Here is an 18,166-nt window from a genome sequence, read left to right on the forward strand (position 1 = left end):
TCTGGGTACCGTGCGGCGGCGTCACGCCACGGGCTATACCGAGCCAACCTGCCCCCTTCCTCCGTCAACTGGCGCGCAGCTCCCTCGCCTTCTGCAGGAGCGCCAGCTTGGTGGCCGTGAGCGCTTCCTCGCGTTCCTCCGGGCTGAGGTCTTCCAGCACCTTGGGGTCGACGTCGAGGTAGACGCCTTGCCCAGTGTGGGCCGGGTCGGGGACGCCCGCCTCTTCGATGCCGCGTGCGACACGGTCGATGCGTCCGGTGGGCCAGCCGAAGTGGTCCTCGATCTTGGCGAGGCTGGTGGCACGGGGCCACCTGTTGCCGTGGAGGAAGTCGCGGATGGTGTCGACGTGGACACCGGTCTCCCGGGACAGTGCGGCGGCCGTGAGGTCGCCCTCGGTGAGGGCTACGCGGACGAGCTCGATCGCGTTCTGCCGGGAGTTGTCGGCGGGCATGGGGATCCCCTCGCTGTAGTCATGTCGTCGCTGCCTTTCTGGCATCAGTCCTGATGGAACACCCCAGGTCACCTAGTTGTACACGGTGGAACTTGGGTGGGTGCGACGCTACACGACGCGGGCAACGGTGCCCGAACACTCCCGGAGGCACCCGATGTAGTTTCGTGCCCTGTTCCACGCTGTCCTGTTGACACTTCCACGGCGGCGTGGAAGACTCTGGAACACGACACCGGAACATCGGCCGGGTGAGTTCCAGACTCACCCTTTCCGATCCGGGAACAGCAGCGGGGCCCCCGGTCTATCCACCACAGACGTTCCGGGGACCCCACTACAGACAGGAGCCTACCCGTGGACGCCTACGAGCGTTACCTCGCCAACCACACCGACCTCCTCGCCGCGCGCGAGCTGCCCCGCGAGTGCGTCGAGTGCGGCGACCCGGCCGACGACCGCGAGCTCTGCGACACCTGCGCCGTGCAGGAGGTCGCCGCGTGATCCGGAACCCGATCGTCGCCGCCCTGTCGTTCGGGCTCGCGTTCCACCTCATCGCAGGCGGCCTCGTCGTCGCCTGGGTCGCGCGCCCGTTCGACGGCGCACACCTCATCCTCGCGCCCGCCCTCATCCTCGCGGGCGCCGCCATCCTCGTCCGCTTCCACGTCGTGTCCGGGAGGACCCCACGATGAGCCAGACCACCAGCACCACCTGGGCCGTGTGCCTGTGCACCGACTCCCAGCACGCGGAGTTCGACCATCACGCCTTCACCCCCGACCGCGCCGAAGCGGTCCGCCAGGTCTCCGGGTACGAGCCCACCGCACACGTCATCGAGCGGCAGACCGTCGAGGCCACGCGCACCGTGTTCGCCGGCGCCGCGTCCCCCCTCAACCCCACCTTCCCGCTCGCGTTCGAGGGAGCGACCCTGTGACCGCCACCGCCGAGATGACCGCCGAAGGGTTCTTCGACTGGCGCGAGATGGCCAAGCGCATCAAGCGCACCCCCGACTGGGTCCGCCGCCACACCAAGGAACTCCCCCACCACCGCCTCCCCGGCAACCGCGTCATGTTCTCCGACGAGTGCGTCCGCATCTACAAGCAGTCCACGCTCGTCGTCCCCACGGGCCGCACCTCCGGCTCCCGAGCACGAGACAAGGGCAACCGATGAGCACCGCCAGCGTCGAGACGCTTGAGCCCGGCTCCGCGCCCTGGCTCCGCACCATCACCGCGTCCAAGCTCGCCGCGATCCTCGGCCACTCCCCCTGGGCCTCGCCCCTCTCCACCTGGCAGCAGATGAAGGGACTCGACCCGGGCGAGCCGCAGACCGCCGCGCAGTCCCGCGGGCACTACCACGAGCCCGGCGTCCTCGCGTGGTGGAAGGACCAGCACCCCGAGTACACCATCCACCGCGACAAGGTCGTGCTCCGCCGCCGCGGCCTCCCCTGGGCCGCCGCCACCCCCGAACTCGTCGTCGAGGGCCCCGGCCAGCCGATCGCCGGCGTCGAGGCGAAGACCGCAGCCGACACCCGCGGCGCCTGGGGCAAACCCGGCACCGACGAGATCCCGATCTACTACGCCGTCCAGGCCATGTGGCAGATGCACCTCGGCGGGTACGAGAAGACGTTCGTGCCCGTGCTCGGCGAGTACCTCACGCACTCCGAGTACGTCGTCGAGTACGACCCGATCCTCGGGATGCAGTTCGAGCTCGCCGCGTTCGAGTTCTGGGAGTCCCTGCAGGACGACGTTCCCCCGGACCTCGACGACCACCCCGCGACGCTCGAGTCCCTGCGCCGCACGTACCGCGAGATCGACCGCGACGACGCCATCTACCTCGACCACGCCACGGCCGCCGACATCATCGACGCCGTCAGGAGCGAGAAGGCCGCGACCGCGCGCCTCACCGGCGCGAAGTCCCGGCTCGCCGCCGACATGGGCAAGGCCCGCACCGCCTACGTCGTCATCGACGACACCCCGGTCCCGATCGCGTCCCGCGTCGCGTCCTCGACCGGCAAGCCCTACGTGAAGTTCGCCAAGACCCTCCCGACCATCCCGAAGGACTGACACCGTGACCGAGCTCATCCACACCACGTCGACCACGTCCGCGCCCCTGCCGGACAAGATGCGGTACGCGCAGGCCCTCGCCGGGTCGAACCTGCTCCCGAAGCAGTACCGGGAGCAGCCCGCCAACCTCCTGTTCGCGCTCGAGTACGCCGACGCCCTCGGCGTGTCCCCGATCCACGCCATCACGTCGATTCACGTCATCGAGGGCAAGCCGTCCGCGTCGGCCGACCTCATCGCGTCCCTCGTGCGCCGCGCCGGGCACCGCCTGCGCATCACCGGCGACGACACGTACGCCGAGGCCACCATCCTCCGCGCCGACGACCCCGACTTCCCGTTCACCGTGCGCTGGGACATGGCCCGCGCCCGGCAGGCCGGCCTCGCGGGCAAGGCCGTGTGGAAGCAGTACCCCGCGGCGATGCTCCGGTCCCGCGCCATCACCGAGGTCGCGCGCCAGGCCGCGCCCGACGCCCTGTTCGGGGTCGTGTACACGCCCGAGGAACTGGGTGCGGAGGTCGACGCCACGGGCGAGCTCGTGCACACCGTGACCCAGGTCCCCGCCTCGCCCGCCCCGGCCTCGGCGCCGGTGTCCGAGCGGTCCGGCGTGGCACGCCTGCGCGAGGCGCACCCCGACCCGGCCGCACCGCCGGCGGAGGACGTGCACGACGCGGAGGTCGTCGACGAGGGCCCGGCCCCGGCGACCACGGAGCAGCGCAAGGCCGTCATCGCCGCGCTCGACGCCGACGGCGTGGACGGCACGAACAAGCAGGCCGTGCTCGACGCCCTCACCGAGCGCCTCGGCCGCCCGATCACGTCCACGTCCGAGCTCACCGCGGACGAGGCCGACCAGATCACCGGCGGCACCCAGTGACCAAGCTCAAGCGTCACCGGTGCGTGCGGTGCGGCATCGCCGTCCACCTCCCCCGCTCCGCATGCAACGACTGCCGCTACGTCGACCCCGACACCTGCAAGCAGCTCACATCCACCGGACCCCGAAGGAAGGCCGCCGAATGACCACCGCCCCGACCGCGTGCCGATGCGGCACAATCCGCGACGACCGCGACCTCTGCCCCCACTGCGACTACCCCGAGCCGATCACTGGCTGGGTCATCTACGACGGTGTCCGGACCCCCGTCCGGTCGTGCCCCGTCGGCTGCGTCCCATGCAGGACCCGGGACTCCAAGTGCGAGGTGTGCCGTACCGACTGCGCCACACCCGTCGCCGCCACCTACCACCAGAAGCAGTGCCGCAAGGCCGAGAACTACCTGAGGAACAACCCCCGATGAGCGCACCCGTCACCGTCTACACCAAGCCACGCTGCGTCCAGTGCGACGCCACCAAGCGCCACCTCGACAAGCGCGGCACCGAGTACACCCCCGTCGACATCACCCAGGACCCCGCCGCGCTCGAGCACGTGCGCAGCCTCGGCTACCTGCAGGTCCCCGTCGTCGTGGCCGGCGACAACCACTGGTCCGGGTACTCACCGGACAAGCTCAACACCCTCACCACCACCAACCAGGAGAACTGACCATGGCAGGCGACACCGTCATCACCGTCATCGGCAACCTGACCGCCGATCCGGAGCTCCGTTTCACCCCGTCCGGGGCCGCCGTCGCGAACTTCACCATCGCGAGTACGCCCCGCACGTTCGACCGGCAGGCCAACGAGTGGAAGGACGGCGACACCCTGTTCATGCGCTGCTCCCTGTGGCGCGAGGCCGCGGAGAACGTCGCCGAGTCCCTCACCAAGGGCACCCGCGTCATCGCGCAGGGCCGCCTCGTCCAGCGCTCGTACGAGACCCGCGAGGGCGAGAAGCGCACCGTCGTCGAACTGCAGGTCGACGAGATCGGCCCGTCCCTCGCCTACGCCTCCGCGAAGGTCACCCGGTCCCAGCGCGGCGGCAACGGCGGGGGCCAGCGGCCGGGCGCCGGTGGGGACGCGTGGTCGTCGTCCGGCGGGTCCTCGTTCTCGGACGAGCCCCCGTTCTGACGGGCACCCACACCCAGCAGGAAGGCCCGCCGTACGCCCCGTGTGGGGCGTACGGCGGGCCTTCCGTCGTCCGGTACGACGAGGGCCCCACAGGCGATCCTGTGGGGCCCTCGCGTCACTTCTGGATGTACTCGACCAGTGCGCGCCGGATGACTTCGGACACGGTCTCGTCGTTCTCCGCCGCGCGTTCCTTCGCCGCCTCCCAGACCTCGTCGGCGACGCGGACGTTGCGCAGCGTGGTGCCCCGCGCCATGTCAGGCGCGGCCGATGCGGGCGCCGACCTTGGCGCGGGCCCCGGCCCGCTCGCGCGAGTCGGCGAGCGTACGGAGCGCGGCGGCCCCGGCGTGGTCGCCCTTGGCCTCGGCGGCGTCGGCGTCGGCGCGCATCTTCTTGACGATCGCGGCGGTGCGGGCGGCGATGCGGTCTGCCTGGGTGCTGGTCACGGTGTTCATGGTTGCTGCCTTTCGTCGTTCCGTTCGGTGTACCCACACCCTACGACGGCTCAAGTTCAGGTGTCAACACGTACACACCAACTCCTCTCCCTTGTTGTTCCACGTTCTGCCGGGTACAGTTCCACACATGACACCACAGACGCCCGAACAACCAGGAAGACCCCGACTTCTCGACCTCTTCTGCTGCCAGGGCGGCGCGTCCTCCGGGTACGCCCGCACCAACGCACAGAAGATCCGAGGCAACGAGCACCCGGACTTCATCCAGGCGACCCGGGCAGCGTTCGAGCTCATCGGCAAGCCCTATGTCATCGAGAACGTGCCCGGGTCGCCCGTCCGCCCCGACATCGAGCTCTGCGGAGCCATGTTCAGCCTCCGCACCTACCGGCACCGCCTGTTCGAGTCCAACGTTCCCCTCGCCGCGCCCACGCACCGCGCCCACCAAGCGCGCACAACCAAGATGGGCCGCCGCCCAGTCGATGGCGAGTTCATGCACGTCGTCGGGAACTTCTCCGGCGTCCAGGCCGCGCGCGAAGCCATGGACATGCCTTGGGCCACGCGCGACGGGCTCCGTGAGGCCATCCCACCCGCGTATACCGAGCACATCGGCGCCCAGCTCATCGCTCACCTCGCTGCGGAGGTCGCCGCATGAGCGCCGAGTCCCGAACCGTGTCCGTCGTCCTGCCCGTCGAGTGGGTCCTGACTGCGAACGGCCGCTACCACCACATGGCCCGCGCCGACCGCACCCGCCGAATCCGCGCCGCGTTCCTCGACGCCGCCGACGACATGGCACCCCTGCCCACACCCGTCACCGCTGACTACCAACTCGAGTTCAAGCGCGGGCACCGCCGCGACTCCCCGAACTGGTCCCCCACGTTCAAGGCCGCGCTCGACGGACTCGTCGACGCCGGCGTGATCGAGGACGACGACGACCGCCACGTCCGACCAACCGTGATCCAGCCCCACGAGGTCGACAACCAGCTCCCCGCCCAGCACATCCGCCTCACCATCACCCTCACGGAGGCACCCCAGTGACCACCACGACCAAGAAGCGCCGCACGACCGCGCCCGAGTTCTGCACGATCGACGGCTGCGACCGACCACACGCCGGCCGCGGCTACTGCCAGCCCCACTACAAGCGCTGGTACCGGTACGGCGACCCCCTCGGGCAGCCGGCCGGGCAGCCAGCCGTCCGACCACGCAACCTGACCCCCAACATGGTCGAAGACCTCGAGTGGATGGCGCTGCACGGCGAGTCCGCCACCGGCGCCACCGAACGCATCAACCGCCACACCGAAGCCCACACCGTCCTCACCGTCGACCAGCTCATCTCCACCCTGCGCGACTACGGGCACCGCGGCCTGGCGGCACGACTCCTCCTCAACGACGCCCTCACCGACGACGCGCTCGGCGGCGACGACGATGGCGGGCGCGGAGCTAGGGCACGAGGAGCGCGCACCCGACTCGAGCAGGCCGCGGCGAACTGGCGACCAGGCGGTGACGCCTGATGTCTTGGTTCAAGGTCAACGACACCCTCCCCATGTCGCGGAAGGTGCTCCGCATCCCCCGCGCCCGCCGCGCGACCGCGATGGGCCTGTGGGTCCTCGCCGGAGCGTGGTCCGCGTCCGAGCTCACCGACGGGCACGTGCCCGCGTTCATGGTCGACGAGTGGGCGGACGAGCAGGCCGCGCGCGATCTCGTTGACGTCGGCCTGTGGGACGCCGCCGCGGACGGGTACCAGTTCCACGACTGGAACGACTGGCAACCCACCCGGGCCGACGTTATGTCAAAGCGGAAGGCGGAGCGGGAGAAGAAGGCGCAGCAGCGGGCGCGCGGCACGGCAAACGTCGGCCGCGACGGCGACACCGGCCGGTTCGCGTCACCGCAGGTCACGGACCTGTCCCCCAGGGTGTCCCCGGGGGACAACCCCGGGACTCCCCCGGGGAGTCCCCGACCTGTCCCGCCGGAGTCCCCAGGGGTGTCCCCCGCTAGCCCGGCCCGGCCCGACCCGACCCGACCACAGAAGACTTCGTCTTCTGTAGATAGGGCCCCGCGCGACACGCGACTCCCCGCGACCTGGGCACCGACCGACGAGCACCGCAAGCGCGCCACCGAGCTCGGGCTCGACCTCGACCGCGAAGCCCAGAAGTTCCGCCTCCACGCCGAAGAGAACGACCGGCACGCGAAGTCCTGGAACGCGGCATTCACCCGGTGGCTCATCAACTCCGCCGAGTACGCCCGACGCGACCGCACCGCGCCCCGGCGCCCAACCACCGACGACCGCGTCGCCGAAGGCATCGCCCTCACCCGACGCCTCGCCGCCGAAGCCGGCCACCAGCCGCACCCCACCTTCCCGCTGATCGGAGCCACACCGTGAACGCACACGACGCCTCCGCGCTCCTCACGATCGCCGCCGCGTTCGACAACCGCACGGTTACCGAGGCAGCCGCCCGCGCCTGGGCCGAAGCGATCCACCCCGCCGTCACCCTCGACGACGGGCGCGCCGCGATCGTCGAGCACTACGCCCGGTCCCGCGACTGGATCATGCCCGCCGACATCAACCGCGGATCCCGGGCCGCGCGCGCCGCCCGCGTAGCCGCAACCCCCATGCCCGAGATCCCCGACGCGATCGACCCCGCGAACGTCCGCCAGGAGCTCGCGTGGACCCGCGCCTGGACCCGCGCCATCGCCGACGGTGCCCAGCCCCACGACGCCGAGATCGCCGCCGCACGCGCCGCACGCATCCCCGCGCCGCCCGCCCTCGGCCTCCGCGACCCGGCACGCCAGATCGGAGACCACCAGTGACGGCCGTCGACGACTGGGCCCTGTCGCCCGAGCCCGCGCTCGTCGGGATCGCGCTGCACACCGGAGCCGTCACCGGCGACGTCGACGTGCAGCCCGGCGACTTCGCCGACCCCCGCCTCGGCGCGATCTGGGCCACCATCACCCGACTCCACCAGGCAGGGCAGCCCACCGACCCCATCACCGTCGTCGCGCAACCATTCGACGGCATCCGCGGCGTCGACGCCGTCCTACTCCACACCCTGCACGCCGACGCACCCCTCGCGCTCGAGGCCGACCACTACGCCCGCCTCGTCATCGAGCAGGCCCAGCGTCGGCGACTCTCCGCCACCGCCGTCCGCATCCAGCAACTCGTCCACGAACAAGCACCCGCCGCCGACGCCATCGAGATCGCGCGCGCCGAGATCGACGCCTGCAACCGCGCCACCGCCGAAACCAACTACATCGCCGACCACCTCGACCACGTCATCGAGTCCCTCGACACCGAACCCGAGTTCACCCCCACCCCCTGGGTCGACCTCAACCACCTCATCCACGGATGGATGCCCGGCGCGCTCTACACCATCGGCGCCCGACCAGGCGTCGGGAAGTCCCTCATCTCCACCCAAGCCGCCGTCGAGCTCGCCAAGACCGGGCACGTCGCCATGAACAACCTCGAGATGTCCAAGACCGAGATCATCAAGCGGATCTACGCCCAGACCGCGCAGATCAAGCTCGACCGGCTCCTGTTCAACAAGCTCGAAGCAGCCGACTGGCAGAAGGTCGAGCAGCACAAGCCCGCCATCCGGGCCCTGCAACTGTCCATCGACGACCGCACCGACGTCCGCCCCGTCGACATCAAGGCCCACGCCCGCACCATCTCCCGCCGCGGGCACCTCGCCGGCGTCGTCGTCGACTACGTCCAGCTCATGAACGCCGCCCCCGGCGACAAGCGCCCACGCCACGAAGTCGTCGGCGAGTTCTCCCGCCAACTCAAGGTCCTCGCGAAGGAACTGCACGTCCCCGTCATCATGCTCGCCCAGCTCAACCGCGACGCCGCCAACCGGCCCCCCGGCCTCGCCGACCTCCGCGAGTCCGGCTCGCTCGAGCAGGACAGCGACGTCGTCATCCTCCTGCACGTCAACGAGGACGACCCCACCGAGATGCACCTCAACGTCGCGAAGAACCGCCACGGCCAGACCGGCGACCTCACCCTCCTCCGACGCGGCCACTACGCCCGCGTCGACTCAGCCGCATGGGAGCCCCGATGAGCCTCGACCTCGCCGACCCCAACACCCGCCGAGCCCACATCGCCATGCGCCTCTGGGGCTGCCCCCGCCCCGACAAACACCACCACATGTCGCGCGCGACCGCCGAGATCCACCTCAACCGCTACCGCAACAAGCCCGACTTCGACCCCACCGCCCGCGTCTACCGATGTGCGTGCGGCGCGTTCGTCTGGGGGCGCAGCAAGCGGAGGAAATGACACATACGCCGCCCAGCGTCAGCAAACCGCCAGCGGTCGTTGCTGACGCTGGGCCACGTGTGTGTCAGGAAAATGCGCAAGGACTCTTGCGCAACTCGTCCGGACTTGAACCTTGCTTGTTCCACCTTGTCCGGGTAGAGTTCCAGCATGTTCCCACCACAGACACCCACTACTTCCACCCTGCGGGGTGAGGGAGGAGCTCCTGCCGTGAAGCGTACCGAGTTCATCGACGTCGACCCGCGTGACGTGCGTCCCGGAGATTTCGCGGACCACGTCTCGCGCGAGCTCGACCCGCGCCCGGTGGCCTACGTCGACCACGAGGCCGGCGCGATCGCCCTGACGATCGGGTCCCACACGTCCGGTCTCCTGCCGCTCGCGAACTACACGTACTCGCGCCGGAGCGACGAGACGGAGGTGGCCCGATGAAGCCGCTGAGGTTCTACGCGCTCGGCGCTGAGGTCCGAGGCTCCTACGACGGCCCTCCCGGAGACGGATGGGTCGAGGTCCAGGTCGTGCCGATCGACGCTCGCATCGCCGGGCCGGACGACATCGTCATCCGACGCGACGAACTGCCCGAGGTCACGACCGGTTCCGGCTACTCGCGTGGCGCGTGGGCCGGGGGACGCGGATGGGACGACGCCTACATCGCGTCGACAGGCCGCGCGGCCCTCGCAGAGCGAGCCGAGGCGACCGCCCGGAAGTACCTCGCCGTCGCCGAGTACCTCCGTGAGCACCCGCCGGTCGACGAGGCCCAGGTCGACGACATCGCGAAGGCCCTCGGGGAGGCGCAGCAGAACCGGCCGTTCCCGCAGCAGCTCAGCGACCGTGAACTCCGCGAGGAGGCACGGCTGCTCTTCCAGCAGGGCGTGCGCGTGGGTGGTGATTCCCGGTGAGGCACTACCACTCCACCCCGCCCTACGACGAAGTCACGCGCGCCGACCTCGACCGCGACGCCCGCCAGTACGCCCAAGACACCAAGCGTCTCGCCGACCGCCGCGGGCAACTCGGCGGCGAGAAGGGCAACCCCGCAGCCGACCTCACCCCCGAGGAGCACGAAGCCGAGGCCCGCCGCCTCTACGGCATCGCCGCCCGGCGCCGCGAGCTCGCCGAACAGGCCGCCGCCCGCGGCTGGGCATCCGCCGACACCTTCCGCCACGACGCCGACCACTTCGACCGCCTCGCCACCTTCCACGACCACGCAGCCCGACAGGACGCCGCCGCATGACCGGCCGCCACACCGGCGCCCTCGCCCCCGGCCTCGAGAACCAGGCATACCGCGAAGCCCGCGCCGGCGCACCCATCCGCCTCCGCGGCCGACGGCACAAACCCGCCGCTGATGTCCGCATCCGCGCCCTCCGCAACGCGTGGTGGTCCTCCCCCGAAGGCCGGCACGCCAACCCCCACCGACAGCCCGAGCCCGTCGACGTCGGGCCCGGCCCCGAGCTCGCACGCACCGCACTCCACACCGCACTCACCCACCAGGAGGACTCGTGACCGACCCGTACTACACCGACGAGCACGTCACGCTCTACCACGGGGACTGCCTCGACATCCTGCGCGAACTCCCCGACAACTCCGTCGACTCCGTCGTCACCGACCCCCCGTACGGGCTCGCGAACACCAGCCCCGCCCAGGTCGTCGAAACCATCACCGCGTGGGCCACCGGCGACCGGGAGCACATCCCGACCGGGGCCGGGTTCATGGGCAAGGCGTGGGACGCGTTCGTGCCCCCTGTCGCGGTGTGGGACGAAGCGCTGCGGGTCCTCAAGCCCGGCGGGCACCTCGTTGCGTTCGCCGGGTCCCGCACGTTCGACCTCATGACGCTCGGTGTCCGCCTCGCCGGGTTCGAGATCCGCGACGGCATCGCGTGGCTGTACGGGTCCGGCTTCCCCAAGTCGCTCGACGTGTCCAAGGCGATCGACAAGGCGCGTGACGACACCGCGGATATCCGGGTCGTCTGCCGGTTCCTCCGTGGCGCGATCGACGCTCACGAGACGGTCACGGTGCGGTCGATCGCCGAGACCTTCGGTTTCCACCCCCGCATGGTCGAGCACTGGGCCGCGCGTGACACCGACTCCCAGCCGAGCCTTCCGACGCTCGAGCAGTGGGACGCGCTCCGGAGCATCCTCGGGTTCGGACCCGAGCTGGATGCCGAGGTGCTGCGGCTCAACCTCCGCAAGGGCGAGCCGGGCGAGGCGTGGGCCGACCGGCCCGTCACGGGTCAGGTCGTCGAGTGGGAGAACCGCACGTCCTACGCGCTCACGTCCCGCGACGGCCTACGCCGCGACGTTGCTGCGACCGACGACGCGAGGGCATGGCAGGGCTGGGGCACGGCGCTCAAGCCCGCGTTCGAGCCCATCGTCGTCGGCCGCAAGCCGCTCGCCGGCACGGTGGCCGCGAACGTCCTCGCGCACGGCACCGGAGCGCTGAACATCGACGCGACCCGCATCGTGGCCGGGCAGGACTACCGCGACAAGTGCGCCTCCGTCGTCGGGCTCGGGAGCAACCGCAACGGCGACGCCTACGGCGAGTGGGCGGGCGTTCGTGAGGACTCCGCGAACGAAGGCGGCCGGTGGCCGACGAACGTCGTGCTCGACGGCGAGCTCGCCGAGGACCTCGACGCGCAGTCCGGGTCATCAACGTCGCGGGTCGGCAAGCCTCGCGGCGCGGCAGCGGGCGCCGGGTGGGGCATGACCGCGACGGGCGCCGAGTACGACGACTCGGGCGGCGCCTCCCGGTTCTTCCCGGTGTTCCGGTACGAGGCGAAGGCACCAACGTCGGAGCGGCCCCGCGTAGACGGGGTCGCGCACCCGACGGTGAAGCCGCTCGACCTCATGCGGTGGCTCGTGCGGCTCGTCACCCCGCCCAGAGGGGTCGTGCTCGAACCGTTCGCCGGATCCGGGACGACCGCAGAGGCGTGCGTCGTCGAAGGGTTCCGGTGCATCGCGATCGAGCGCGAAGCCGACTACCTGCCCCTCATCACGTCGCGGCTCACCAAGCCGATCGAGATGGCCCTCGACCTGGAGGTCGGCGCATGACCGACGACGACCAGCCCGACGCCGACACCACCGCGATCTTCCGGCACCGCATCCGCCAGACCATCGCCCACGCCCGCGAGAAGAACCCCATGGACGACACGACCACCGAGCAACCCACGGAGGAGAGCTGATGAGCACCGACCAGACGCCCGCCCTGGCACGCGCCACCGAGGCCGACAACAACGGCGTCGGGTGGTACGAGGTGATCCACCCGACCACCGCGACCACGCTCCTCGCCTACGTGCACGAGGACGGGTCGGTCTACTTCCCCGAGACGAACGACGGCCGCGCGGAGTTCGAGTTCGCCGCCGCACGCGGGAACGTCCACCGCCTCGTCCGGGCCGACGACGCCGAGCACGCTCACGCGACCGTGTCCGCCGCCCTTGAGGTCGACGAGATGGCCGCCCTGATCTGGGAGACCTCCCGACGCGACGAGGGCACCATCTCTGCGACCGGCGCCAAGCACGTCGCCCAGGCCCTCCGCGCACACCTCCTGGGGGACGCATGACCGCCCCGAACACGGTCCACGACGTTCTCGACCTGCTGGACGCGGGCGGACCGGACGACTGCTGGACCTGGCTGGGCTCCGTGAAGGACAACGGTTACGGGTCCGTGCGCATGGCCGGCAAGACCTACACGGTGCACCGGCTCGTGTACGAGCACCTCGTCGGACCCATCCAGGAGGGCATGGAACTGGACCACCTCTGCCGCAATCGCCTGTGCTCGAACCCGGAGCACCTCGAACCGGTGACACACCAGGAGAACGGCCGACGCGGGCTGAGTGGGTTCTCGCTGACGGGCAAGTGTCGGAGCGGGAAGCACGGGCCGTCCCACTGGGCGCACCGGAAGAGTGGTGTCCGGTTCTGCAAGGGATGCCGGGACGACCGGCACGCCGAGGAGCGGGCGCTTCTCAAGGCGGCTCGTGAGGCGCTCGGTCTGACAGCTCGCGAGTACCGCGACAAGTACGGATCGACCAGGAGCGTCGCAGAAGAGGTTCTGGGGCGCCGAATGGAGGCGTCATGACCACCGCGCGTGACTACCTGGCGGCCGTGCAGCAGCGCTACGGCCAGACCGCGAGCCGCCACGTCGTTGCCCGTGCCGATGAGGTTGAGCCGATGGTGGCCAAACTCGCCGCGGCCACCGAGGACGTCCCGCGCCTGGTCGCAGCACTCACCGCCGCACTCGACCTGCATCGGCCGGAGACGGACGACGACGCCCCCGACGGCTGGCCGTACTGCACCGCGTGTGGCGTGGACGCCTACGAGGAGCCCATCCCTTGGCCCTGCGAGACCGTCCGCGTGATCACCGCCGCACTGACCCCGAAGGAGAACGACTCATGAACTGGACCCCCACCGACGAGCAGGTCGAGCAGGCGGCACGGGTGCTCGCCTACAACACGTCGAACGGACTCGTCACCGAGGCTGACGACATGGATCGTGACGTGGCCCGTGCCGTGTTGGTTGCGGTCGGGCCGACGATCGCCGCCGATGCTTGCGACCTCGGAATCCGGCTCGGCTGGAACAAGACGCTCTCGGGCTACCAGTTCGAGCAGATCAAGGCGCTCAACCCGTACATCGAGAAGGGGGCAGGCCGATGAGCGACGACTACACGCCCAGCACGGACGAGCTGATCGCACGGGCGCGGCAGCAGACCCGGGGCATCACCGACCCCTCCATGCGCGAACGGCTCATCATCGACCTGGCCGACGCGCTGGAGTCCGTGCGGGCCGAGGAGCGCGAGCGCATCGCGCGCCTCCTGGACACGCAGCGCGACAAGTGGGCCGCTACGTCCGCAGTAGGCCACACCGCAGCGTTCGAGGGCGCCGCACGGATCGCTAGGGAGGGCGCATGAGCATCCACGAGCAGGCGCGAGCCGAAGCCGAGAAGCGCTTCCCTGACACGTGGAAGCGGGCCTTGCAGCAGAACCCGCCCGACCGTGACCGGGACATCTACGTGGGCGGCTTCCTCGCTGGGCATGAGGCCGCGACCCGCACACGCGTCGTCACCACCGTGACCGAACTCGACGCACTGGCTGTCGGCAGCGTCGTGCTGGACGCCCACGACAACCCGTGGGGCCACCCGCGCGACGGACTCGCCTCCTGGGTCGACCTGGAAGCGAACGAGGACGCGCTGCTGTGGTGGTCCGCCACGCGCATCGACCTCCCCGCCCGCGTGCTGTACGACCCCGAGGAGGGACGATGACGGACGACCTGCTGGACGAAGCGACACGACTCGCGGACCACCTCGGAACCGCGGACGGCGAACTCGTGCGCGCCCTGGTCGAGCGCGTGCGGGAGGCCGAGAACAACACCGAGACGTTGGAGGGCATCGTCGAGATTCGCACCGCCGAGCGCGACGAGTACAAGACTGGCGAGGGTCTTGCCAACGGTGTAGCTGAGCGCTGGGCCAGACGATGCATGGAGGCACGAGCCGAACGGGATGCGGCGCGGGGCAAGCTCGACAAGGTGCGCGCGCTCGTCACCAACCCGCCCGTCTTCGGTGACCTGGCGCCAGTGCGCTGGTACGGGTTCGCCGACATGCAGCGCGACGTGCTCGCCATCCTCGACGGGAAGACGGGAGACTGAACCGCATGACCCCCGACGAGCTCGCACGGGCCGAGGCCAAGCTCCTCGCCGCGCAACGCCGCGGAACCATGACCGACGCCGAGCGCGAACTCCTCGCCGAGATCCAGACCCGCCTCTACGGCAAGTCCCGCAAACCCCCTGCCCGCAAGGGCTGGAAGACGCGCGGCCGCGGCGGCGGCAAGGCATCCACGACGCCCGTCGAGAAGCACGACACCCCGCCGGCCAAGATCGTGCGAGGCGGGCTGCCTGGATTGGGCAAGCGCCGGTAGAACGCGGGGCGGGTCAACCACGACCCGCCCCGATGGTTGTCAGCCGGTGTAGCAGGAGAAGTCGTCGCCGCCGAACGAGCTCACCGACACCGACGCGTTGATGTAGCTCCCGCCACGCGCCAGACACTCCGCCACCTTCGGAACCCACCACTGGTCGCTCTCACTCGACTTCAGCGCGTCCTCCCGAGCCTGCAACTCCGCCTCCTTCGTCGCCGCAGCAGCCTCACGCTCCTTCAGGGCTTCCTCCTTTGGCGCGAGCCCCTCCTCACGCGTGCTCATGTTCGCCTCGGCCACGCTCAAATCCGTCTCACGCCCACGGAGCTCGTCACGCTCCGCGCTGACTGCCTCCAGCGTCTGCCGCGTGTCATCGAGTCGCGCTTGCAGCTCATCCCGCGTCTCGCGCAGGTCGAGGACCTTCTGTGCCTCGTTGACCGTGACCTGGTGCTGCGCCACCCACGCAGCCGAAGCGCCCAATAGCAGCACGGCGAGTGCGGCGATGACGATCAGGAGAGTCCGGTTCGCATCGATGTAGTCCCGGGCGCCGCCCCTCTTGGGCTGAGGCGCGGGTGCGGGCGGAGGCGGGACGGGTACTTCGGGCGTGCTCATGCTTCCTCACATCGGGTCCAGGGCCCGGTCGACACGGGCCAGCACCCTGAGGGAAGGCGGAGTGAAGGATGTGTGACGTCTGTACAGGTAACGGTTCCGCAACGGTCGGCAGTCTAGCCGCGAGCCTTGATCGCTTGACATCAAGGAGAAGACCCCCGAGACGTTACGTCTCGGGGGTCTTCTGTTTGGTGGTGGCATCTTTGGCCTCCCTGCTCGCCTCGGACGGTCGGGGCGAGCTGGTTGGTGGGCCTCGTCCGGGCGGCTGGTCGTGCCCGTTTCGTCTGTTCATGGGCGTAACTCTACGCGGTTGAGTTCCACTGTCAAGCGGCCCTAGTTCCACTGTGCTCCACTTCACTACGTAGACTTACCCGCATGGCCAGGAACAACGCATCCGTGTGCGACTGCGGGCGACCAACCAACCGCGCCGTCTGCTTCGACTGCACCAACACCGTGCGCCGCAACCTCGCCACCATCCACGACACCGTCGTCCCCGGACCCACCAAGCTCCGCACCCGCACCGTCAAAGACGACAACGGCACCGAGCGCACCCAGACCTACGTGCAGCCGCTCGGACCCGACCGGCTCATCCCCGGCCTCGCCACCGACCTCGACACCGCCATCACCCGCGACACCCGCTTCACCACCCCCGCCGGCGGGCGACACACACGAGGCAACGAGGAACCCCTCCCCCTCAACCTCACCGCATCCGACGCCCGCCAAGACCTCACCATCACCCTCGCCCGCGCCGCCGCGTTCACCGCGGACGCCCGCTGCGAACCCCACCCGGTCTACACCCTCTACGCCCTCGCCGAGTACCTCGACGACAAGCTCGACTGGATCGCCACCCAGGACGCTGGCCGTGACTGCTTCGACGCCATCAACGGCGCTATCCGGAAGGCGACCAGGGTCATCGACCGTCCCGCCGACCGCGCCTACGCCGGACCCTGCGACGTCGACGGGTGCGACGGCGAGCTCTACGCCTGGGACGGGTCCACCCTCGCGAAGTGCACCGTGTGCCGCACCGCGGTGACGCTCGACGACCGTCGCGGCGACCTCCTCGACCAGGCGCACGACCTCCTCCTCAGCGCCACCGACATCGCCCGCCTCCTACGCGGCCTCGGCGAACCTGTCGACGCCCGCCACATCCGCGTCTGGGCGTCCCGCGGGCGCCTCGAGAACCGCGGCCCCGTCGCCGACCCCCGCTACCGGGTCGGAGACGTCCTCGTCCTCGTCGCCCAGGCCAACACGCGCAGGAAGGCGACCGCATGAGCCGCGCCAAGATCGACCGCTACTGGGCCTACCTGCGCCGCGTCCGGGCCCGCCGCCTCCGCATCGTCGGGACGGGTCTCGCCCTCGCGGCCGTCGCCGGAGTCATCGCCGCCACCGACACCCCCGCCTGGATCAACCAGGCCACCCCGACCAACACCCGGCACCTCAAGGAGCACCTCCGATGAGCAGCATCCTCCGAGACTCCCGCGTCATCGAGTACCGCGGTTTCCGGTTCCGCACCGTCGGCAAGGGCATCCAGCACTGCCAGCAGCCCGACTGCCGACGCATCACCCACAGCTACATCTCGCACGTCGCCTGGCACCAGACCGGCGCCGGCGACAAGGGGTACTGACCGTGACCACCCCGGCCACGATCCGCCTCCACACCATCGCGCAGCACGCGATGTACCAGGCGTCCGCCGTCTTCTACTTCACCGGCCACACGCCCGAGGCGCACGCCCGCCTGACCGACGCCCGCGACCTGTACTACACAACCCTCGACCTGATGGAGCCGACCCGATGAGCACCGCCCAGATCCGCACCGCGACCGTCGTCGACCCCGGCGTCATCGTCTCCACCATCTCCGACGCCGACCAGGCCCAGACTGTCATCTTCCGCGCCGACCCCAACGTGCAGCTCGGGTACACGACCGAGGTCTGGTGGGACACCCCGGTCAACGCGCTCGTCCAGCACGAGACCGCGATCGACATGCTCACCGGCAACAACCACGGGAACGAGGACCAGGCATGAAGCGCGCCAGCATCGCAGGCATCGCCGTCGGAGCCGTCCTCGTCGCCGGGCTCGCAGGCGCCGGAGCCTGGGCGACATCGTTCGCGAACGAGCAGACCCGCACCTGCACCGTGACCGACACCGACCGCACCACCCGCGTCGTCGACGGGCAGTCCTCAAGCGACATGCGCGTGTACACCGAGGACTGCGGCACGCTCGCCGTCGGCGACATGCTCCTGCGCGGCCAGTTCGACTCCGCCGACATCTTCGGCCAGCTCGAGCCCGGCACCACGTACGAGCTCACCACGGTCGGGTGGCGCGTCCCGTTCCTGTCGCAGTTCCCCACGGTGCTCGGCGAGCCCGTCGAGGTCTCGTGATGGACGCCCTCCTGTACGACGACCCGACCTGGACCGTGTGGATCGCACCCGCCGCCATCCTCGTCGCGCTCATCGGCCTCGCCGTCATGGCGTT

The 18,166-nt window shown here is 70.3% G+C and carries 38 protein-coding genes; 34 read left to right on the forward strand and 4 right to left on the reverse strand.

What is annotated here, in order from left to right:
* Positions 1-64 precede the first annotated feature (64 nt).
* Positions 65-451, reverse strand: a complete 387-nt coding sequence (locus JN535_RS08390; RefSeq protein ID WP_205204988.1) for a helix-turn-helix domain-containing protein — start codon at positions 449-451, stop codon at positions 65-67.
* A gap of 348 nt (positions 452-799) precedes the next feature.
* Here JN535_RS08390 and JN535_RS08395 point away from each other — a divergent pair, with 348 nt between their 5' ends.
* From JN535_RS08395 to JN535_RS08430, 8 genes are all read left to right on the forward strand, one after another.
* On the forward strand, positions 800-943 hold the full coding sequence (locus JN535_RS08395; RefSeq protein WP_205204990.1) for a hypothetical protein: 144 nt from the start codon (positions 800-802) through the stop codon (positions 941-943).
* Complete coding sequence (locus JN535_RS08400) at positions 940-1,131, forward strand: hypothetical protein (protein WP_205204991.1); 192 nt, start codon at positions 940-942, stop codon at positions 1,129-1,131. Before JN535_RS08395 ends, JN535_RS08400 begins: the two co-directional genes overlap by 4 nt.
* Positions 1,128-1,370, forward strand: a complete 243-nt coding sequence (locus JN535_RS08405) for a hypothetical protein (protein WP_205204993.1) — start codon at positions 1,128-1,130, stop codon at positions 1,368-1,370. The genes JN535_RS08400 and JN535_RS08405 overlap by 4 nt, the downstream gene beginning before the upstream one ends.
* On the forward strand, positions 1,367-1,606 hold the full coding sequence (locus JN535_RS08410) for a hypothetical protein (RefSeq protein ID WP_205204995.1): 240 nt from the start codon (positions 1,367-1,369) through the stop codon (positions 1,604-1,606). The genes JN535_RS08405 and JN535_RS08410 overlap by 4 nt, the downstream gene beginning before the upstream one ends.
* On the forward strand, positions 1,603-2,499 hold the full coding sequence (locus JN535_RS08415; protein ID WP_205204997.1) for a YqaJ viral recombinase family protein: 897 nt from the start codon (positions 1,603-1,605) through the stop codon (positions 2,497-2,499). Before JN535_RS08410 ends, JN535_RS08415 begins: the two co-directional genes overlap by 4 nt.
* Before the next feature lie 4 nt (positions 2,500-2,503).
* Entirely contained in the window at positions 2,504-3,367 is an 864-nt protein-coding gene (locus JN535_RS08420) for a hypothetical protein (RefSeq protein WP_205204999.1), read from the forward strand.
* A gap of 411 nt (positions 3,368-3,778) precedes the next feature.
* The gene (nrdH, locus tag JN535_RS08425) at positions 3,779-4,024 is read left to right on the forward strand and encodes a glutaredoxin-like protein NrdH (RefSeq protein WP_205205001.1); all 246 of its coding nucleotides are present in this window, start codon (positions 3,779-3,781) and stop codon (positions 4,022-4,024) included.
* A 2-nt stretch (positions 4,025-4,026) separates the two neighbouring features.
* Positions 4,027-4,485, forward strand: coding sequence for a single-stranded DNA-binding protein (locus tag JN535_RS08430; RefSeq protein ID WP_205205003.1), 459 nt, complete (start codon positions 4,027-4,029; stop codon positions 4,483-4,485).
* Between the two features lie 115 nt (positions 4,486-4,600).
* On the opposite strand, the gene JN535_RS08435 is transcribed toward JN535_RS08430, so the two are convergent.
* Positions 4,601-4,738 (reverse strand): hypothetical protein, encoded by a 138-nt coding sequence (locus JN535_RS08435; protein WP_205205004.1) that lies wholly within the window; start codon positions 4,736-4,738, stop codon positions 4,601-4,603.
* Between the two features lies 1 nt (position 4,739).
* Positions 4,740-4,928 (reverse strand): hypothetical protein, encoded by a 189-nt coding sequence (locus tag JN535_RS08440; RefSeq protein ID WP_205205006.1) that lies wholly within the window; start codon positions 4,926-4,928, stop codon positions 4,740-4,742.
* 136 nt (positions 4,929-5,064) lie between these two features.
* On the opposite strand from JN535_RS08440, the gene JN535_RS08445 reads away from it, so the two are divergent.
* The 20 genes from JN535_RS08445 (at position 5,065) to JN535_RS08535 (ending at position 15,092) form a co-directional block, all read left to right on the forward strand.
* Complete coding sequence (locus JN535_RS08445) at positions 5,065-5,586, forward strand: hypothetical protein (RefSeq protein WP_205205008.1); 522 nt, start codon at positions 5,065-5,067, stop codon at positions 5,584-5,586.
* Positions 5,583-5,969 (forward strand): hypothetical protein, encoded by a 387-nt coding sequence (locus JN535_RS08450; protein ID WP_205205010.1) that lies wholly within the window; start codon positions 5,583-5,585, stop codon positions 5,967-5,969. Before JN535_RS08445 ends, JN535_RS08450 begins: the two co-directional genes overlap by 4 nt.
* Positions 5,966-6,442: a hypothetical protein gene (locus tag JN535_RS08455; RefSeq protein WP_205205012.1), complete on the forward strand. Its 477-nt coding sequence runs from the start codon at positions 5,966-5,968 to the stop codon at positions 6,440-6,442. The genes JN535_RS08450 and JN535_RS08455 overlap by 4 nt, the downstream gene beginning before the upstream one ends.
* The gene (locus tag JN535_RS08460) at positions 6,442-7,311 is read left to right on the forward strand and encodes a hypothetical protein (protein WP_205205014.1); all 870 of its coding nucleotides are present in this window, start codon (positions 6,442-6,444) and stop codon (positions 7,309-7,311) included. Before JN535_RS08455 ends, JN535_RS08460 begins: the two co-directional genes overlap by 1 nt.
* The gene (locus JN535_RS08465; RefSeq protein ID WP_205205016.1) at positions 7,308-7,739 is read left to right on the forward strand and encodes a hypothetical protein; all 432 of its coding nucleotides are present in this window, start codon (positions 7,308-7,310) and stop codon (positions 7,737-7,739) included. The genes JN535_RS08460 and JN535_RS08465 overlap by 4 nt, the downstream gene beginning before the upstream one ends.
* Entirely contained in the window at positions 7,736-8,986 is a 1,251-nt protein-coding gene (locus JN535_RS08470) for a replicative DNA helicase (RefSeq protein ID WP_205205018.1), read from the forward strand. The genes JN535_RS08465 and JN535_RS08470 overlap by 4 nt, the downstream gene beginning before the upstream one ends.
* Positions 8,983-9,201: a hypothetical protein gene (locus JN535_RS08475; RefSeq protein WP_205205019.1), complete on the forward strand. Its 219-nt coding sequence runs from the start codon at positions 8,983-8,985 to the stop codon at positions 9,199-9,201. The genes JN535_RS08470 and JN535_RS08475 overlap by 4 nt, the downstream gene beginning before the upstream one ends.
* A 207-nt stretch (positions 9,202-9,408) precedes the next feature.
* Positions 9,409-9,627 (forward strand): hypothetical protein, encoded by a 219-nt coding sequence (locus tag JN535_RS08480; protein WP_205205020.1) that lies wholly within the window; start codon positions 9,409-9,411, stop codon positions 9,625-9,627.
* Positions 9,624-10,094, forward strand: a complete 471-nt coding sequence (locus tag JN535_RS08485) for a hypothetical protein (RefSeq protein WP_205205021.1) — start codon at positions 9,624-9,626, stop codon at positions 10,092-10,094. Before JN535_RS08480 ends, JN535_RS08485 begins: the two co-directional genes overlap by 4 nt.
* The gene (locus JN535_RS08490; protein ID WP_205205022.1) at positions 10,091-10,426 is read left to right on the forward strand and encodes a hypothetical protein; all 336 of its coding nucleotides are present in this window, start codon (positions 10,091-10,093) and stop codon (positions 10,424-10,426) included. The genes JN535_RS08485 and JN535_RS08490 overlap by 4 nt, the downstream gene beginning before the upstream one ends.
* Before the next feature lie 265 nt (positions 10,427-10,691).
* A complete protein-coding gene (locus JN535_RS08495; RefSeq protein ID WP_307868435.1) occupies positions 10,692-12,239 on the forward strand; it encodes a DNA methyltransferase in 1,548 nt (515 codons plus the stop codon).
* On the forward strand, positions 12,236-12,370 hold the full coding sequence (locus JN535_RS21220) for a hypothetical protein (RefSeq protein ID WP_275892189.1): 135 nt from the start codon (positions 12,236-12,238) through the stop codon (positions 12,368-12,370). Before JN535_RS08495 ends, JN535_RS21220 begins: the two co-directional genes overlap by 4 nt.
* Positions 12,370-12,747: a hypothetical protein gene (locus JN535_RS08500; RefSeq protein WP_205205023.1), complete on the forward strand. Its 378-nt coding sequence runs from the start codon at positions 12,370-12,372 to the stop codon at positions 12,745-12,747. Before JN535_RS21220 ends, JN535_RS08500 begins: the two co-directional genes overlap by 1 nt.
* Entirely contained in the window at positions 12,744-13,262 is a 519-nt protein-coding gene (locus JN535_RS08505) for an HNH endonuclease signature motif containing protein (protein ID WP_205205024.1), read from the forward strand. The genes JN535_RS08500 and JN535_RS08505 overlap by 4 nt, the downstream gene beginning before the upstream one ends.
* Complete coding sequence (locus JN535_RS08510; protein ID WP_205205025.1) at positions 13,259-13,579, forward strand: hypothetical protein; 321 nt, start codon at positions 13,259-13,261, stop codon at positions 13,577-13,579. The genes JN535_RS08505 and JN535_RS08510 overlap by 4 nt, the downstream gene beginning before the upstream one ends.
* Positions 13,576-13,836, forward strand: a complete 261-nt coding sequence (locus JN535_RS08515) for a hypothetical protein (protein ID WP_205205026.1) — start codon at positions 13,576-13,578, stop codon at positions 13,834-13,836. The genes JN535_RS08510 and JN535_RS08515 overlap by 4 nt, the downstream gene beginning before the upstream one ends.
* Positions 13,833-14,090, forward strand: a complete 258-nt coding sequence (locus tag JN535_RS08520) for a hypothetical protein (RefSeq protein WP_205205028.1) — start codon at positions 13,833-13,835, stop codon at positions 14,088-14,090. Before JN535_RS08515 ends, JN535_RS08520 begins: the two co-directional genes overlap by 4 nt.
* On the forward strand, positions 14,087-14,440 hold the full coding sequence (locus tag JN535_RS08525; protein ID WP_205205029.1) for a hypothetical protein: 354 nt from the start codon (positions 14,087-14,089) through the stop codon (positions 14,438-14,440). The genes JN535_RS08520 and JN535_RS08525 overlap by 4 nt, the downstream gene beginning before the upstream one ends.
* A complete protein-coding gene (locus JN535_RS08530; RefSeq protein WP_205205030.1) occupies positions 14,437-14,823 on the forward strand; it encodes a hypothetical protein in 387 nt (128 codons plus the stop codon). Before JN535_RS08525 ends, JN535_RS08530 begins: the two co-directional genes overlap by 4 nt.
* Positions 14,824-14,828: 5 nt before the next feature.
* Positions 14,829-15,092 (forward strand): hypothetical protein, encoded by a 264-nt coding sequence (locus tag JN535_RS08535; protein WP_205205031.1) that lies wholly within the window; start codon positions 14,829-14,831, stop codon positions 15,090-15,092.
* Between the two features lie 39 nt (positions 15,093-15,131).
* Here JN535_RS08535 and JN535_RS08540 read toward each other — a convergent pair whose 3' ends face one another.
* Entirely contained in the window at positions 15,132-15,698 is a 567-nt protein-coding gene (locus JN535_RS08540) for a hypothetical protein (protein ID WP_205205032.1), read from the reverse strand.
* Between the two features lie 372 nt (positions 15,699-16,070).
* Here JN535_RS08540 and JN535_RS08545 point away from each other — a divergent pair, with 372 nt between their 5' ends.
* The 6 genes from JN535_RS08545 to JN535_RS08570 are packed head-to-tail and all read left to right on the forward strand — an operon-like array spanning position 16,071 to position 18,072.
* Complete coding sequence (locus JN535_RS08545; protein WP_205205033.1) at positions 16,071-16,967, forward strand: hypothetical protein; 897 nt, start codon at positions 16,071-16,073, stop codon at positions 16,965-16,967.
* Positions 16,964-17,152, forward strand: coding sequence for a hypothetical protein (locus tag JN535_RS08550; RefSeq protein WP_205205034.1), 189 nt, complete (start codon positions 16,964-16,966; stop codon positions 17,150-17,152). Before JN535_RS08545 ends, JN535_RS08550 begins: the two co-directional genes overlap by 4 nt.
* Positions 17,149-17,319, forward strand: coding sequence for a hypothetical protein (locus JN535_RS08555; protein ID WP_205205035.1), 171 nt, complete (start codon positions 17,149-17,151; stop codon positions 17,317-17,319). Before JN535_RS08550 ends, JN535_RS08555 begins: the two co-directional genes overlap by 4 nt.
* A gap of 2 nt (positions 17,320-17,321) precedes the next feature.
* Positions 17,322-17,489: a hypothetical protein gene (locus tag JN535_RS08560; RefSeq protein WP_205205037.1), complete on the forward strand. Its 168-nt coding sequence runs from the start codon at positions 17,322-17,324 to the stop codon at positions 17,487-17,489.
* Positions 17,486-17,716 (forward strand): hypothetical protein, encoded by a 231-nt coding sequence (locus JN535_RS08565; RefSeq protein ID WP_205205039.1) that lies wholly within the window; start codon positions 17,486-17,488, stop codon positions 17,714-17,716. Before JN535_RS08560 ends, JN535_RS08565 begins: the two co-directional genes overlap by 4 nt.
* The gene (locus tag JN535_RS08570; RefSeq protein ID WP_205205040.1) at positions 17,713-18,072 is read left to right on the forward strand and encodes a hypothetical protein; all 360 of its coding nucleotides are present in this window, start codon (positions 17,713-17,715) and stop codon (positions 18,070-18,072) included. The genes JN535_RS08565 and JN535_RS08570 overlap by 4 nt, the downstream gene beginning before the upstream one ends.
* The last annotated feature ends 94 nt before the right edge of the window (positions 18,073-18,166 follow it).

This window comes from Cellulosimicrobium cellulans, from assembly GCF_016921195.1.
Lineage (GTDB): Bacteria > Actinomycetota > Actinomycetes > Actinomycetales > Cellulomonadaceae > Cellulosimicrobium > Cellulosimicrobium cellulans_F.